12 protein-coding genes are annotated in these 14,139 nt (G+C 59.4%); 9 read left to right on the forward strand and 3 right to left on the reverse strand.

Translation table 11 applies throughout. The annotated features are described in order from the left end of the window. Nucleotides 1-2: 2 nt before the first annotated feature. From glpE to H0Z09_RS23225, 5 genes are all read left to right on the forward strand, one after another. Nucleotides 3-332, forward strand: coding sequence for a thiosulfate sulfurtransferase GlpE (gene glpE / locus H0Z09_RS23205; RefSeq protein ID WP_186693793.1), 330 nt, complete (start codon nucleotides 3-5; stop codon nucleotides 330-332). 284 nt (nucleotides 333-616) lie between these two features. After that, entirely contained in the window at nucleotides 617-2,539 is a 1,923-nt protein-coding gene (locus H0Z09_RS23210; RefSeq protein WP_024077722.1) for a PrkA family serine protein kinase, read from the forward strand. A gap of 113 nt (nucleotides 2,540-2,652) precedes the next feature. Next, entirely contained in the window at nucleotides 2,653-3,924 is a 1,272-nt protein-coding gene (locus H0Z09_RS23215; RefSeq protein WP_186693795.1) for a YeaH/YhbH family protein, read from the forward strand. Then, complete coding sequence (locus H0Z09_RS23220) at nucleotides 3,921-5,483, forward strand: SpoVR family protein (RefSeq protein ID WP_076953299.1); 1,563 nt, start codon at nucleotides 3,921-3,923, stop codon at nucleotides 5,481-5,483. The genes H0Z09_RS23215 and H0Z09_RS23220 overlap by 4 nt, the downstream gene beginning before the upstream one ends. Nucleotides 5,484-5,546: 63 nt before the next feature. Beyond that, entirely contained in the window at nucleotides 5,547-6,776 is a 1,230-nt protein-coding gene (locus H0Z09_RS23225; RefSeq protein ID WP_186693797.1) for a multifunctional CCA addition/repair protein, read from the forward strand. Here the strand turns inward: H0Z09_RS23225 and folK are convergent. Next, the gene (gene folK / locus H0Z09_RS23230; protein ID WP_186693799.1) at nucleotides 6,771-7,289 is read right to left on the reverse strand and encodes a 2-amino-4-hydroxy-6-hydroxymethyldihydropteridine diphosphokinase; all 519 of its coding nucleotides are present in this window, start codon (nucleotides 7,287-7,289) and stop codon (nucleotides 6,771-6,773) included. The genes H0Z09_RS23225 and folK overlap by 6 nt on opposite strands. Next, nucleotides 7,280-7,633 (reverse strand): dihydroneopterin aldolase, encoded by a 354-nt coding sequence (folB, locus tag H0Z09_RS23235; protein WP_076953296.1) that lies wholly within the window; start codon nucleotides 7,631-7,633, stop codon nucleotides 7,280-7,282. The genes folK and folB overlap by 10 nt, the downstream gene beginning before the upstream one ends. Nucleotides 7,634-7,707: 74 nt before the next feature. On the opposite strand from folB, the gene plsY reads away from it, so the two are divergent. Further along, nucleotides 7,708-8,277 (forward strand): glycerol-3-phosphate 1-O-acyltransferase PlsY, encoded by a 570-nt coding sequence (plsY, locus tag H0Z09_RS23240; protein ID WP_076953295.1) that lies wholly within the window; start codon nucleotides 7,708-7,710, stop codon nucleotides 8,275-8,277. Between the two features lie 33 nt (nucleotides 8,278-8,310). Here plsY and tsaD read toward each other — a convergent pair whose 3' ends face one another. Beyond that, nucleotides 8,311-9,336 (reverse strand): tRNA (adenosine(37)-N6)-threonylcarbamoyltransferase complex transferase subunit TsaD, encoded by a 1,026-nt coding sequence (gene tsaD, locus H0Z09_RS23245; protein WP_017739515.1) that lies wholly within the window; start codon nucleotides 9,334-9,336, stop codon nucleotides 8,311-8,313. Between the two features lie 202 nt (nucleotides 9,337-9,538). Here tsaD and rpsU point away from each other — a divergent pair, with 202 nt between their 5' ends. From rpsU to rpoD, 3 genes are all read left to right on the forward strand, one after another. Further along, nucleotides 9,539-9,754 carry a 30S ribosomal protein S21 gene (gene rpsU / locus H0Z09_RS23250; RefSeq protein WP_002551877.1) on the forward strand — a complete coding sequence of 72 codons (216 nt, stop codon included), beginning with the start codon at nucleotides 9,539-9,541 and terminating at the stop codon, nucleotides 9,752-9,754. Between the two features lie 446 nt (nucleotides 9,755-10,200). After that, on the forward strand, nucleotides 10,201-12,171 hold the full coding sequence (dnaG, locus tag H0Z09_RS23255) for a DNA primase (RefSeq protein WP_186693801.1): 1,971 nt from the start codon (nucleotides 10,201-10,203) through the stop codon (nucleotides 12,169-12,171). A 67-nt stretch (nucleotides 12,172-12,238) separates the two neighbouring features. After that, nucleotides 12,239-14,089: an RNA polymerase sigma factor RpoD gene (gene rpoD / locus H0Z09_RS23260; RefSeq protein ID WP_186693803.1), complete on the forward strand. Its 1,851-nt coding sequence runs from the start codon at nucleotides 12,239-12,241 to the stop codon at nucleotides 14,087-14,089. The last annotated feature ends 50 nt before the right edge of the window (nucleotides 14,090-14,139 follow it).

Here is a 14,139-nt window from a genome sequence, read left to right on the forward strand (position 1 = left end):
CCATGAGCGAATTCAAACGTATCCCCCCAGAACAAGCCCAGGCACTGCGCGAGCAAGGCGCCGTGGTGGTCGACATCCGTGACCAGCCGACGTACGCAGCGGCTCACATCGCCGGCGCCCGGCACCTGGACAACGTCAACATTGCCGACTTCATCCGCGCCGCCGACCTCGATGCGCCAGTGATCGTGGCGTGCTACCACGGTAATTCCAGCCAAAGCGCTGCGGCCTACCTGATCAGCCAAGGCTTCTCGGATGTCTATAGCCTGGACGGCGGCTTTGAGCTGTGGCGTACGACCTATCCTGCGGAAATTTCTTCCGACAATTCGCAATAATTTTTTTCACACCCCGCTACCCCGCGTGACGCTTGGGCTCGCGCCGATTCTGACGAACGGCGCGGCCAAACTAATTGCGCATCGCGCCTTGACCTCTCCGATTCCGAACTATCCTTAAGCGCAGGCCATCCGAATCAGGGGAGAGCCGGTACACCGGCGCGCGGGTCATCGGTAGCGTTTCAGGGTGTTTGGGGGGAAAACAGCCATTGGCGTGCGCCAATGTCTGCCAGCATCGACTGATTGACCCGGCGTCGGCTCCACGTATCGAGCGAGGTGACGACGTCATGAGTATCTTTAGCCACTTCCAACAACGCTTCGCGTCCACACAGCAGGAGGAACTCACGCTTCAGGAGTACCTTGAGCTGTGCAAGCAGGACCGCAGCACCTACGCGTCTGCCGCCGAACGCCTGCTATTGGCGATTGGCGAGCCGGAGCTGGTAGACACCTCGAACAATTCGCGGCTGTCGCGGATATTTTCCAACAAAGTGATCCGTCGCTATCCGGCCTTTGAAGACTTCCATGGGATGGAGGAATGCATTGACCAGATCGTCTCCTACTTCCGCCATGCCGCCCAAGGCCTGGAAGAGAAGAAACAGATCCTTTACCTGCTCGGCCCCGTCGGCGGCGGAAAGTCGTCCCTGGCCGAAAAACTCAAGCAATTGATCGAAAAGGTGCCCTTCTACGCGATCAAGGGCTCGCCGGTGTTCGAGTCGCCCCTGGGTCTGTTCAACGCCACGGAAGATGGCGCAATCCTCGAAGAAGACTTCGGCATTCCGCGGCGCTACCTCAACACCATCATGTCGCCCTGGGCCACCAAGCGCCTGGCCGAATTCGGCGGTGACATCAGCCAGTTCCGCGTGGTGAAACTCTACCCATCCATCCTCAACCAGATCGGCGTGGCCAAGACCGAACCGGGCGACGAGAACAACCAGGACATCTCGGCGCTGGTGGGCAAGGTCGATATTCGCAAACTCGAGGAATTCCCGCAGAACGACGCCGATGCCTACAGCTACTCGGGTGCGCTGTGCCGGGCCAACCAGGGCCTGATGGAATTCGTGGAGATGTTCAAGGCGCCGATCAAGGTGCTGCATCCACTGCTCACCGCCACCCAGGAAGGCAACTACAACAGTACCGAAGGCCTGGGCGCGATTCCGTTCACCGGGATCCTGCTGGCGCACTCCAACGAATCGGAATGGCACACCTTCCGCAACAACAAGAACAACGAAGCCTTCATCGACCGCATCTACATCGTCAAGGTGCCCTACTGCCTGCGGGTCAGCGATGAAATCAAGATCTACGACAAGCTGCTGTTCAACAGCTCCCTGGCCAAGGCCCATTGCGCGCCCGATACCTTGAAAATGCTTGCCCAGTTCACCGTACTGTCGCGCCTCAAGGAGCCGGAGAACTCGAATATCTATTCGAAGATGCGCGTGTACGACGGCGAAAACCTCAAGGACACCGACCCCAAGGCCAAGTCGATCCAGGAATACCGCGACACCGCCGGCGTGGATGAGGGCATGAACGGCCTGTCGACGCGCTTTGCCTTCAAAATCCTGTCCAAGGTCTTCAACTTTGACCCTCACGAGATCGCCGCCAACCCCGTGCACCTGCTCTATGTGCTGGAACAGCAGATCGAACAGGAGCAATTCCAGGCGGAAACCCGCGAACGCTACCTGCGCTTCCTCAAGGAGTACCTGGCGCCCCGCTACATCGAGTTCATCGGCAAGGAAATCCAGACCGCGTACCTGGAGTCCTACAGCGAGTACGGCCAGAACATCTTCGACCGCTACGTGCTGTACGCCGATTTCTGGATCCAGGATCAGGAATACCGCGACCCGGAAACCGGCGAAATCCTCAACCGCGTGGCCCTCAACGAGGAACTCGAGAAAATCGAGAAACCGGCCGGCATCAGCAACCCGAAGGATTTCCGCAACGAAATCGTCAATTTCGTGCTGCGCGCACGAGCGAACAACAACGGCAAGAACCCGACCTGGCTCAGCTACGAGAAGCTGCGGGTGGTCATCGAGAAGAAAATGTTCTCCAACACCGAGGATCTGCTGCCGGTCATCAGCTTCAATGCCAAGGCCAGCAAGGAGGATCAGCAAAAACACAACGACTTCGTCACACGAATGGTCGAGCGCGGCTACACCGACAAACAGGTTCGGCTGCTCTCCGAATGGTATCTGCGGGTCCGTAAATCGCAGTAAGGCAGCGACAGGCATACGCTGCCGGGCCATTGGCCTGGCAGCCGACCGCTTGTCCCTAAGCTTCCAGCTCGCGGCTTGAAGCTTGTAACGTGAAGCTGCCCGGAGGGCTCCCCATGAGCTATGTGATCGACCGCCGCCTCAATGGCAAGAACAAAAGCACGGTAAACCGTCAGCGTTTCCTGCGGCGTTACCGTGGCCACATCAAAAAGGCCGTCGAAGAGGCCGTCAGCCGCCGCTCCATCACTGACATGGAGCATGGCGAACAAATCAGCATTCCCGGACGGGACATCGACGAACCGGTGCTGCACCACGGCCGGGGCGGCAAGCAGACCGTCGTGCATCCGGGTAACAAGGAATTCACCACCGGTGAGCACATCCAGCGCCCCCAAGGCGGTGGCGGCGGCAAGGGTCCGGGCAAGGCGGGCAACACCGGCGAAGGCATGGACGAGTTCGTCTTCCAGATCACCCAGGAGGAGTTTCTCGAGTTCATGTTCGAGGACTTGGAGCTGCCCAACCTGGTCAAGCGCCACCTGACCGGCACCGACACATTCAAGACCGTGCGCGCCGGGATCAGCAACGAAGGCAACCCGTCCCGCATCAATATCATCCGCACACTGCGCTCAGCCCACGCCCGGCGAATTGCCTTGTCGGGCAGCAGTCGCGCCAAACTGAAGGAAGCCAAGGAAGAGCTGGCGCGCTTGAAGCGCGAAGAGCCGGACAATTTCGGCGATATCCAGCAAATCGAGGCTGAAATCGAGAAACTCAGCGCGCGTATTCACCGCGTGCCATTCCTCGATACCTTCGACTTGAAGTACAACTTATTGGTCAAGCAACCCAACCCCAGCTCCAAGGCGGTGATGTTCTGCCTGATGGACGTATCCGGCTCCATGACCCAGGCCACCAAGGATATCGCCAAGCGCTTCTTTATCCTGCTGTACCTGTTCCTGAAGCGGAACTACGACAAGATCGACGTAGTGTTCATCCGCCATCACACCAGCGCCCGGGAAGTGGACGAAGAAGAGTTCTTCTACTCGCGGGAAACGGGGGGCACCATCGTCTCCAGCGCCCTGAAGCTGATGCAGGAGATCATGGCCGAGCGCTACCCCGCCAATGAATGGAACATCTACGCCGCCCAAGCCTCGGACGGTGACAACTGGAATGACGACTCGCCCATCTGCCGCGACATCCTGATCAACCAGATCATGCCGTTCGTGCAGTACTACACGTACGTTGAAATCACCCCCCGTGAGCACCAGGCCCTGTGGTTCGAATACGAGCGCATCGGCGAAGCCTTTACCGATACGTTCGCCCAACAGCAACTGGTCTCGGCCGGCGATATCTACCCGGTCTTCCGTGAACTCTTCCAGCGCAGGTTAGTGACATGACCGCCAAAAAAGAGCATAAGCGCCAACCGATTTCCACAGGTTCCGAGTGGACCTTTGAACTGATCCAGGCCTATGACCGGGAAATAAGCCGCATCGCGGCGGGTTATGCCCTGGACACCTACCCCAACCAGATCGAAGTGATCACCGCCGAACAAATGATGGATGCGTACGCCTCCGTCGGCATGCCACTGGGGTATCACCACTGGTCCTACGGCAAACACTTCCTCAGCACGGAGAAGTCCTACACCCGTGGCCAGATGGGTCTGGCATACGAGATCGTGATCAACTCCGACCCATGCATTGCCTACCTGATGGAAGAAAACACCATCTGCATGCAGGCGCTGGTAGTGGCTCACGCCTGCTATGGGCACAACAGCTTCTTCAAGGGCAACTACCTGTTCCGCACCTGGACCGATGCCAGTTCGATCATCGACTACCTGGTGTTCGCCAAGCAGTACATCATGCAATGCGAGGAACGCCACGGCATCGATGCGGTGGAAGATCTGCTCGATTCCTGCCATGCGCTGATGAATTACGGCGTTGACCGCTACAAACGCCCGTACCCGATTTCCGCCGAAGAAGAGCGCCTGCGCCAGAAGGAGCGCGAGGAGCACCTGCAGAAGCAGATCAACGATCTGTGGCGCACCATTCCCAAGCGCGCCGACAAAAACAATGAAAAGGACAATGCGCGCTTCCCCAGCGAACCTCAGGAAAACATCCTCTATTTCCTGGAAAAACACGCGCCGCTGCTCGAGCCCTGGCAACGGGAAATCGTGCGTATCGTGCGCAAGATCGCCCAGTACTTTTACCCACAGCGCCAGACCCAGGTGATGAACGAAGGCTGGGCGACGTTCTGGCATTACACCCTGATGAACGACCTGTACGACGAAGGCCTGGTCACCGACGGTTTCATGATGGAGTTCCTCACGTCCCACACCAGCGTGGTATTCCAGCCCGGCTTCGACAGCCCTTATTACAACGGCATCAACCCGTATGCGCTGGGCTTCGCCATGTACCGCGATATTCGGCGCATGTGCGAACACCCCACCGAGGAAGATCGCCGCTGGTTCCCCGAAATCGCCGGCAGCGATTGGCTGTCCACCATCAAGTTCGCCATGAGCAGCTTCAAGGATGAAAGCTTTATCCTGCAGTACCTGTCACCGCAGGTGATTCGGGACCTCAAGCTGTTCAGCATCCTCGACGACGACCTCAAGGACGATCTGGTGGTACCGGCCATTCACGATGAGCCTGGCTACCGCACCATCCGCGAAACGCTGGCAGCGCAGTACAACCTGGGCAACCGTGAGCCCAACGTGCAGATCTACAGTATCGATGTGCGTGGCGATCGCTCGCTGACCTTGCGTCACCAGCAGCACGACCGCAAACCGTTGGGCGAGTCCACCGAGGAAGTGCTCAAGCACCTGCATCGGCTGTGGGGCTTCGACATTCACCTGGAGACCCTGCAAGGCGACCAAGTGATGAAGACCCACCATGTGCCACCGCGCAACGATCATAACGATGACTACGGCCGCCTGGACCTCGCCGTCGTCCATCTCTGAAACGGCAAACCCTCCATTAGTCAGGCACAGACGGTATCCTGTGGCGCTAACGGAGGCTTTTTCATGAAAATCTACAAAGTCGGCGGTGCGGTACGGGACCGTCTCTTGGGCATCCCGGTCACCGATATCGACCGCGTTGTCGTGGGCGCAACTGCCGAAGAGATGCTGGCCAAGGGTTACAAGCCGGTTGGCGCTGACTTCCCGGTGTTCCTCGACCCGAAAAACGGCGATGAATACGCACTTGCCCGCACGGAACGCAAGAGCGGCCGGGGTTATGGCGGCTTTGTGTTTCACGCCAGCCCCGAGGTCACGCTGGAAGAGGACCTGGTTCGTCGCGACCTGACCATCAATGCCATGGCGGAAGACGATGACGGCAACCTGACCGATCCCTATCACGGCCAGCGCGACCTTGAAGCACGTATTCTGCGGCATGTTTCCCCCGCATTCGCCGAGGATCCCTTGCGAGTTCTGCGCGTTGCGCGCTTTGCCGCGCGGTACGCTCACCTGGGTTTTACCGTCGCGCCGGAAACACTCGCACTGATGCGTCAGCTCAGCGCGTCCGGCGAACTGGAAGCGCTGACGCCGGAGCGCAGTTGGAAAGAAATCTCCCGGGCGCTGATGGAAGACCAGCCCCAGGTCTTTATCCAAGTGCTGCGCGACTGCACTGCGCTGAAAACCTTGATGCCCGAGGTCGATGCGCTGTTCGGCGTGCCACAACCCGAAGCCCATCACCCTGAAATCGATACCGGCATACACACCTTGAGCGTGCTGGAACAAGCGGCCTTGCATCAGCAACCACTGACCGTGCGCTGGGCCTGCCTGCTTCACGACTTGGGCAAAGGCACGACACCTGTGGATAAGTTGCCGCAGCACATTGCCCATGAACATCGGGGCTTGAAGCTGATCAAGGCCGTCAGCGAGCGCTTCAAGGTACCCAAGGACTGTCAGGAATTGGCGCTGCTGGTGGGCCAGTATCACACCCACGGCCACCGTGCTCTGGAGCTGAAAGCTTCGACGTTGCTGGAGCTGCTGCAGAGTTTCGACGTTTACCGCCGGCCGCAGCGCTTTGAAGAGTTTGTCGTCGCGTGCGAGATGGATGCCCGAGGCCGCAAGGGCCTGGAACAAAGAAGTTATCCACAGGCGGATTATTTACGCGGCGCGGCGAAGGCGGCGCGCGAAGTCGCCGTTGCGCCGCTGCTGGAGAAAGGCTTCAAAGGCCCCGAATTGGGGGAGGCCCTCAAGCGCGAACGGCACAAAGCATTGAAGGCCTACAAGGAACGGCAGTCCCTATAGGAGCGCATCCGGCGTCAGTTGGTGGCCCTGCCATTCGAAACCGACAGGCGCCAGCACCTGGGCAATCTGCGCATCGCGCCACAGCTCAGCCAGGGTCTTGCCCGCTTCAGGATGCACACGCTCAGGCGCCATCAACGACAGTGGCCACAGCACAAAGGCGTTCTTGAGGATTTCCGCACGCGGCAGGATCAAGCCATCGAAGTTGCCCACCAAATCGCCATACAACAACACATCGATATCCAGCGGCAGGCCCTTGCGGTCTGGCGCATAGCGGCCGTTATCGGCCTCGATGAATTTCAACCGGCGATCCAGTTCCATCAAGGACAGGTCGGTGTAAGCCGACACCACCAGGTTGAAGAACGGCCCGCTCTTGATGCCCACCGGCTGGCTTTCGAACACCGGCGAGCAACGCACATCGGTCAAGAAACCTGCCAGCGCATCAAGGCCGGCGCGCAGATGCGACTCGCGCTCGATATTGCTGCCTAGGCCAAGGTAAACCTGAGTTAGCGACATCCGCGCTCGATCTCCACGCCCACGCCCTTGGCAGCCGGCACGGCACCTGGCTTGGTCAACTTGAGGTGCAGCCAGGGAATCCGGAATTCACTCATCAGTACTTCGGCCAGACGCTCGGCAAACGTTTCGACCAACTGGTACTGGGCCTGCTCGGCAAAAGCCTGGATGCGGGCGGACACGCTGGCGTAATCCAGCGCCAAGGTCAGGTCGTCACCCGCGGCCGCAGGGCGGTTGTCCCAGGCGAAGCTCAGGTCCAGGCGCAGGCATTGGCGGATTCCGCGCTCCCAGTCGTAGGCCCCGATCACGGTGTCGACTTCCAGGCCTTCGATAAACACTCTGTCCAAGCACTCTTCTCCGCAGCACGACAAGGGCGCGATGCCCCGTTAGAATCAGGGCGTCCTCGCCCGGAATAGTTAGCATGTTTTGGTCACTGGCGACTTTCGCCTACCTGCTCGGCTCGCTGTCCTTCGCCATTTTGCTCAGCCGCCTGACGGGAAATCCCGACCCGCGAATGAGTGGCTCAGGCAATGCCGGCGCCACTAATATGTTGCGCCTGGCCGGCAGGAAACTGGCCGTACTCACGCTGCTGGGCGACGTATGCAAAGGCTTGTTGCCCGTCATGATCGCCAGCCTCGCTGGTCTTACCCTGCAACAACAGGCCTGGATCGGCGTGTGCGCCGTCCTCGGCCACCTGTTCCCACTGTACTTCCGTTTTCGCGGCGGCAAAGGCGTCGCCACGGCAGCCGGCATGTTGCTGGGGATCTACCCCCCAGCGGCCTTGCTGGCCGTGCTCGCCTGGCTACTGACGTTCTACCTGACCCGCACCAGCTCACTCGCCGCCTTGATCGCGACCCCGCTCACCTTGCCGTTGTTGGCCTGGCAAGAACCGGCGGCGCTGCTGCCGATGAGCGTGCTGACACTGCTGATCGTGTGGCGCCACCGGGGCAATTTACGCGACCTGTTTGCCGGGCGCGAACGGCATTTCTAAATACGTCCGGTGAGCCCGACTCACGTTGCGGCCTTACAGCGGCGACAACTGCTCCATCGGCCAGCGTGCCTGCACACTGATCGCCAGGCTTTCGTGCTGGCCCGCTTGCAAGCGTTGGCAACCGGCATAGGCAATCATCGCACCGTTGTCCGTGCAGAACTCGGGCCGGGCGTAGAACACATCGCCTTTCATGTCGCCGAGCATTTTTTCCAGTGAAGTACGCAAGGCCTTGTTGGCGCTGACGCCGCCCGCAATCACCAGGCGCTTCATGCCCGCCTGTTTCAGGGCGCGCTTGCACTTGATGGTCAAAGTCTCCACCACGGCCTGCTGGAACGCCAGTGCGATGTCGCAACGGGCTTGCTCACTGTCGTCCCCGGCGCTGACGCTGTGCTGCCAGGTATTCAGCGCAGAGGTCTTCAAACCACTGAAACTGAACATCAGGCCAGGGCGATCGCACATCGGGCGCGGAAAGGTGTAGCGCCCGGCAACGCCTTTTTCGGCCAGACGCGCGATTTCCGGGCCACCGGGATAATTGAGGCCCATCATCTTCGCGGTCTTGTCGAATGCCTCGCCGGCGGCGTCATCCAGGGACTCACCCAACAGGGTGTATTGGCCGATACCATCCACCTGAACCAACTGCGTATGGCCGCCTGAAACCAACAAAGCGACGAACGGGAACTCAGGGGGTGTTTTTTCCAGCATCGGTGCCAATAAATGGCCTTCCATATGGTGCACGCCCAGGGCCGGAATGCCCCAGGCAAATGCCAGCGCCTGGGCGCAAGAGGCCCCAACCAGCAGGGCTCCGACCAATCCAGGGCCCGCGGTGTAGGCGATGGCGTCGATCTCGGTCGGCACGCAGCCGGCCTCATCCAGCACCTGGCGGATCAGGGGCAGCATGCGTTTGACGTGATCACGGCTGGCCAGCTCCGGCACCACGCCGCCATAGGCACGGTGCAGGTCGATCTGGCTGAACAGCGCATCGGCCAACAGCCCGCGTTCACTGTCGTAAAGTGCGACGCCGGTTTCGTCGCAGGAGGTTTCAAGTCCCAGTACTAGCATGGGTTTGCGCCTTGTAGAGGCTAGATTCGAAGGCGCGCATAATAGTCGCCGCTCCCCCTCCCGACTAGCGGTTTTCGATCAGAGGCTTTGCATTCCGGTCAATGAGGGGTTAACATCCGCAACCCTTAAAAACCGACGACCTCAGCCGCGAATTTTTTGCGACGAGAACGTTGATCCCGGTAATGAAAGAAGGTAGCTCTGGATGCCAGCCGTCAAAGTTAAAGAGAACGAACCCTTCGACGTAGCTCTGCGTCGTTTCAAGCGCTCCTGCGAAAAAGCCGGTGTACTGGCTGAAGTTCGTAGCCGCGAATTTTATGAGAAGCCAACTTCTGAGCGTAAGCGTAAAGCAGCAGCCGCTGTTAAGCGTCACGCCAAGAAAGTTCAGCGCGAACAGCGCCGCGCCGTTCGTCTGTACTAATACACAGACGTTCGTAGCAAGCTTCTGCCAAGCCCGGCCCTCAGCCGGGCTAATGGCATTTGCGGATATCGCTTGATGTTTCACTGTTGACGCCGCACATGCGACCGAAACACCTGCTTCACACGTCAGAACTGGCGTTTCTGCCAGCGGTGCACGTCTTTTCTGACGAGCCTAACAAGGCTACTGACGAGCACACTCATTCTTCAAGCAGGCGATCAACTGTATCGGCTGTGCCCGACAATGCGCTTCCGAGGCCCGCCATTGGCCAAGACCGGATGCCGGGGCAACATTTCCATGCCGAAAAGCTGATTGAAATTAACGTCAGTGAATGCGCGGCAGATACACTTCCTGAAAGCCCACGCAGGCATTTGATGATCGAGCCACACGATGCGTGCGCTTGAACACTTGATGGACCCTCATTTACACGCAGTGATGACGAGAACGCCATGGCCGGGCTGATTCCCCAGAGCTTTATTGACGACCTTCTGAACCGCACCGACATCGTCGATGTTGTCAGCTCGCGCGTGCAACTGAAAAAAGCCGGCAAGAATTACACCGCCTGCTGCCCGTTCCACAAGGAAAAGACCCCCTCGTTCAGCGTCAGCCCCGACAAGCAGTTCTACTACTGCTTCGGTTGCGGCGCCGGCGGCAACGCCCTGGGCTTTCTCATGGACCACGACAACCTGGACTTCCCCCAGGCTATCGAGGACCTGGCGAAAGCGGCGGGCATGGAAGTCCCCCGCGAAGAAAGTGGCCGCCCACACAAACCGCGACAACCCACCGATTCGCCGCTCTACCCGCTGCTGACCGCCGCTGCCGACTTTTACCGTCAGGCGCTTAAAAGCCATCCGCAGCGCAAAGCCGCCGTCGACTATCTCAAGGGCCGCGGCCTCACCGGGGAAATCGCGCGTGACTTCGGCCTCGGTTTCGCCCCGCCCGGCTGGGACAACCTGTACAAGCACTTGAGCAGCGACACGCTCCAGCAAAAAGCCATGATCGACGCCGGCCTGCTGGTGGAAAACGCCGAAACCGGCAAGCGCTATGACCGCTTCCGCGACCGCGTGATGTTCCCGATCCGCGACAGCCGTGGCCGCATCATCGCCTTTGGTGGCCGGGTGCTGGGTGATGACAAACCCAAGTACCTGAACTCCCCGGAGACCCCGGTATTCCACAAGGGCCAGGAACTCTACGGCCTGTTTGAAGCACGCAAGAACAACCGCAACCTCGACGAGATCATCGTGGTTGAAGGCTATATGGACGTGATCGCGCTCGCACAACAGGGCCTGCGCAACGCCGTGGCCACGCTTGGCACCGCTACCAGCGAAGAACACATGAAGCGCCTGTTTCGCGTGGTGCCCAGCGTGCTGTTCTGCTTCGACGGCGACCAGGCCGGCCGCAACGCCGCCTGGCGCGCGCTTGAGGCGACACTGTCGAGCCTGCAGGACGGGCGTCGCGCACGCTTCCTGTTCCTGCCCGAAGGCGAAGACCCGGACACCCTGGTACGCTCCGAAGGCACCGACGCCTTCCGCGCGCGCATCAATCAACACGCACAGCCGCTGGCGGACTATTTCTTCCAGCAACTGACCGAAGAAGCTGACCCGCGCTCCCTAGAAGGCAAGGCCCACATGGCCACCCTCGCGGCACCGCTGATCGACAAAGTCCCCGGCGCCAACCTGAAATCGTTGATGCGCATGCGCCTGCTGGAAATCACCGGCTTGAGCGGCGAGGCCGTCAGCCAACTGGTGCACAACGCACCGCAGGATGCCCCACCGGCCTACGACCCAGGCATGGATTACGACGCCATGCCGGACTATGCCGACTTCCACCAATCGCAGGAGGGTTATGCGCCCCAGCAGGAGTGGACACCGAAGAAGCCCGGCGCCGGCGGCAAGAAATGGGACAAGAAACCCTGGAGCAAGAACGGCAAGCGCAGCGATCGCGACGAGCCCTACGCCCCGCGAACGCCCGTGGCCGTTGAAGCGCCAACGCTCATTGCGCTGCGTACGCTCATTCATCACCCGCAGCTGGCGGGCAAGGTTGAGAGTGCCGATCATTTTGCCAACGCGAGCAATACTTATGCCCAGGTGCTGATCGCCTTGATCGAAGCGGTACAGAAAAATCCCAAGCTAAACTCAATTCAGCTGATGGCGCGCTGGCACGGCACCGAACAAGGCCGGCTGTTGAAAGCGCTCGCGGAAAAGGAGTGGCTAATTGACGGCGACAACCTTGAACAACAGTTTTTAGACACCATTAATAGGTTATCCGCGGGTCAGCACACGCAGACCCTCGATGAGCTCATCAAGCGAGCAAGACAGCCGGATTTGTCGGCTGAAGAGAAAATTCAGATAGCAAAACAGATGCGCGACCTCTTAAAACAGAACGTTTGCGCATCAAACCCGACCTCAGCTGGCGTGTGAGGTCATAGCTCGGGTATAATCCTCGGCTTGTTTTTTGCCCGCCAAGACCTTCAGTGGATAGGGTGTTATGTCCGGAAAAGCGCAACAGCAGTCTCGTATCAAAGAGTTGATCGTTCTCGGTCGTGAGCAGGGTTACCTGACTTACGCGGAGGTCAACGACCACCTGCCTGAGGATATTTCAGATCCAGAGCAGGTGGAAGACATCATCCGCATGATTAACGACATGGGGATCAACGTATTCGAAGCTGCGCCAGATAAGGATTCCCTTATGCTGGCGGACGCCGATACCGACGAGGCTGCCGCTGAAGAAGCGGCTGCCGCGCTGGCCGCTGTGGAGACCGATATCGGTCGTACCACCGACCCTGTGCGCATGTATATGCGTGAAATGGGTACCGTCGAGCTGCTGACACGCGAAGGCGAAATCGAAATCGCCAAGCGTATCGAAGAGGGCATCCGTGAAGTGATGGGCGCAATTGCGCACTTCCCTGGCACGGTTGACCACATTCTCTCCGAGTACACCCGAGTCACCACCGAAGGCGGTCGCCTGTCCGACGTGCTGAGTGGCTACATCGACCCGGACGACGGCATCGCGCCGCCTGCCGCCGAAGTGCCGCCACCTGTCGACCCGAAAGCCGTTAAAGCCGACGACGAAACCGAAGACGACGATGCTGAAGCCAGCAGCGACGACGACGATGAAGTTGAAAGCGGTCCAGATCCGGTCGTGGCTGCCCAGCGTTTTGGTGCGGTTTCCGATCAGATGGAAATCACCCGCAAGGCGCTGAAAAAGCACGGCCGTTCCAACAAGCAGGCAATCGCCGAGCTGGTTGCCCTGGCTGAGCTGTTCATGCCGATCAAGCTGGTGCCGAAGCAATTCGAAGGCCTGGTCGAGCGTGTCCGCAGCGCCCTTGAACGCCTGCGTGCACAAGAGCGTGCGATCATGCAGCTCTGTGTCCGTGATGCGCGCATGCCGCGTGCCGACTTCCTGCGCCAGTTCCCGGGCAACGAAGTCGACGAAAGCTGGACCGATGCACTGGCCAAGGGCAAGGCGAAATACGCCGAAGCCATCGGTCGCCTGCAGCCGGACATCATTCGTTGCCAGCAAAAGCTGATCGCGCTGCAGACCGAAACCGGCCTGACGATTGCCGAGATCAAGGACATCAACCGTCGCATGTCGATCGGTGAGGCCAAGGCCCGCCGCGCGAAGAAAGAGATGGTCGAAGCCAACTTGCGTCTGGTGATCTCGATCGCCAAGAAATACACCAACCGTGGCCTGCAATTCCTCGATCTGATCCAGGAAGGCAACATCGGCTTGATGAAGGCTGTGGACAAGTTCGAATACCGTCGCGGCTACAAGTTCTCGACTTATGCCACCTGGTGGATCCGTCAGGCGATCACTCGCTCGATTGCCGACCAGGCCCGCACCATTCGTATTCCGGTGCACATGATCGAGACCATCAACAAGCTCAACCGTATTTCCCGGCAGATGTTGCAGGAAATGGGTCGCGAACCGACCCCGGAAGAGCTGGGCGAACGCATGGAAATGCCTGAGGATAAAATCCGCAAGGTGTTGAAGATCGCTAAAGAGCCGATCTCCATGGAAACCCCGATTGGTGATGACGAAGACTCCCACCTGGGTGACTTCATCGAAGACTCGACCATGCAGTCGCCCATCGATGTCGCCACCGTTGAGAGCCTTAAAGAAGCGACTCGCGACGTACTGTCCGGCCTCACTGCCCGTGAAGCCAAGGTACTGCGCATGCGTTTCGGCATCGATATGAATACCGACCACACCCTTGAAGAAGTCGGTAAGCAGTTTGACGTGACCCGCGAGCGGATCCGGCAGATCGAAGCCAAGGCGCTGCGCAAGTTGCGGCACCCGACGCGAAGCGAGCATCTACGCTCCTTCCTCGACGAGTGATACCAGAACTCCCGGCCCAGGCCGGGGGTTTTGTTTTCTACAGATAAAAC

Origin of the sequence: Pseudomonas sp. SWRI18 (genome assembly GCF_014268345.1) — a bacterium.
GTDB lineage: Bacteria > Pseudomonadota > Gammaproteobacteria > Pseudomonadales > Pseudomonadaceae > Aquipseudomonas > Aquipseudomonas cedrina.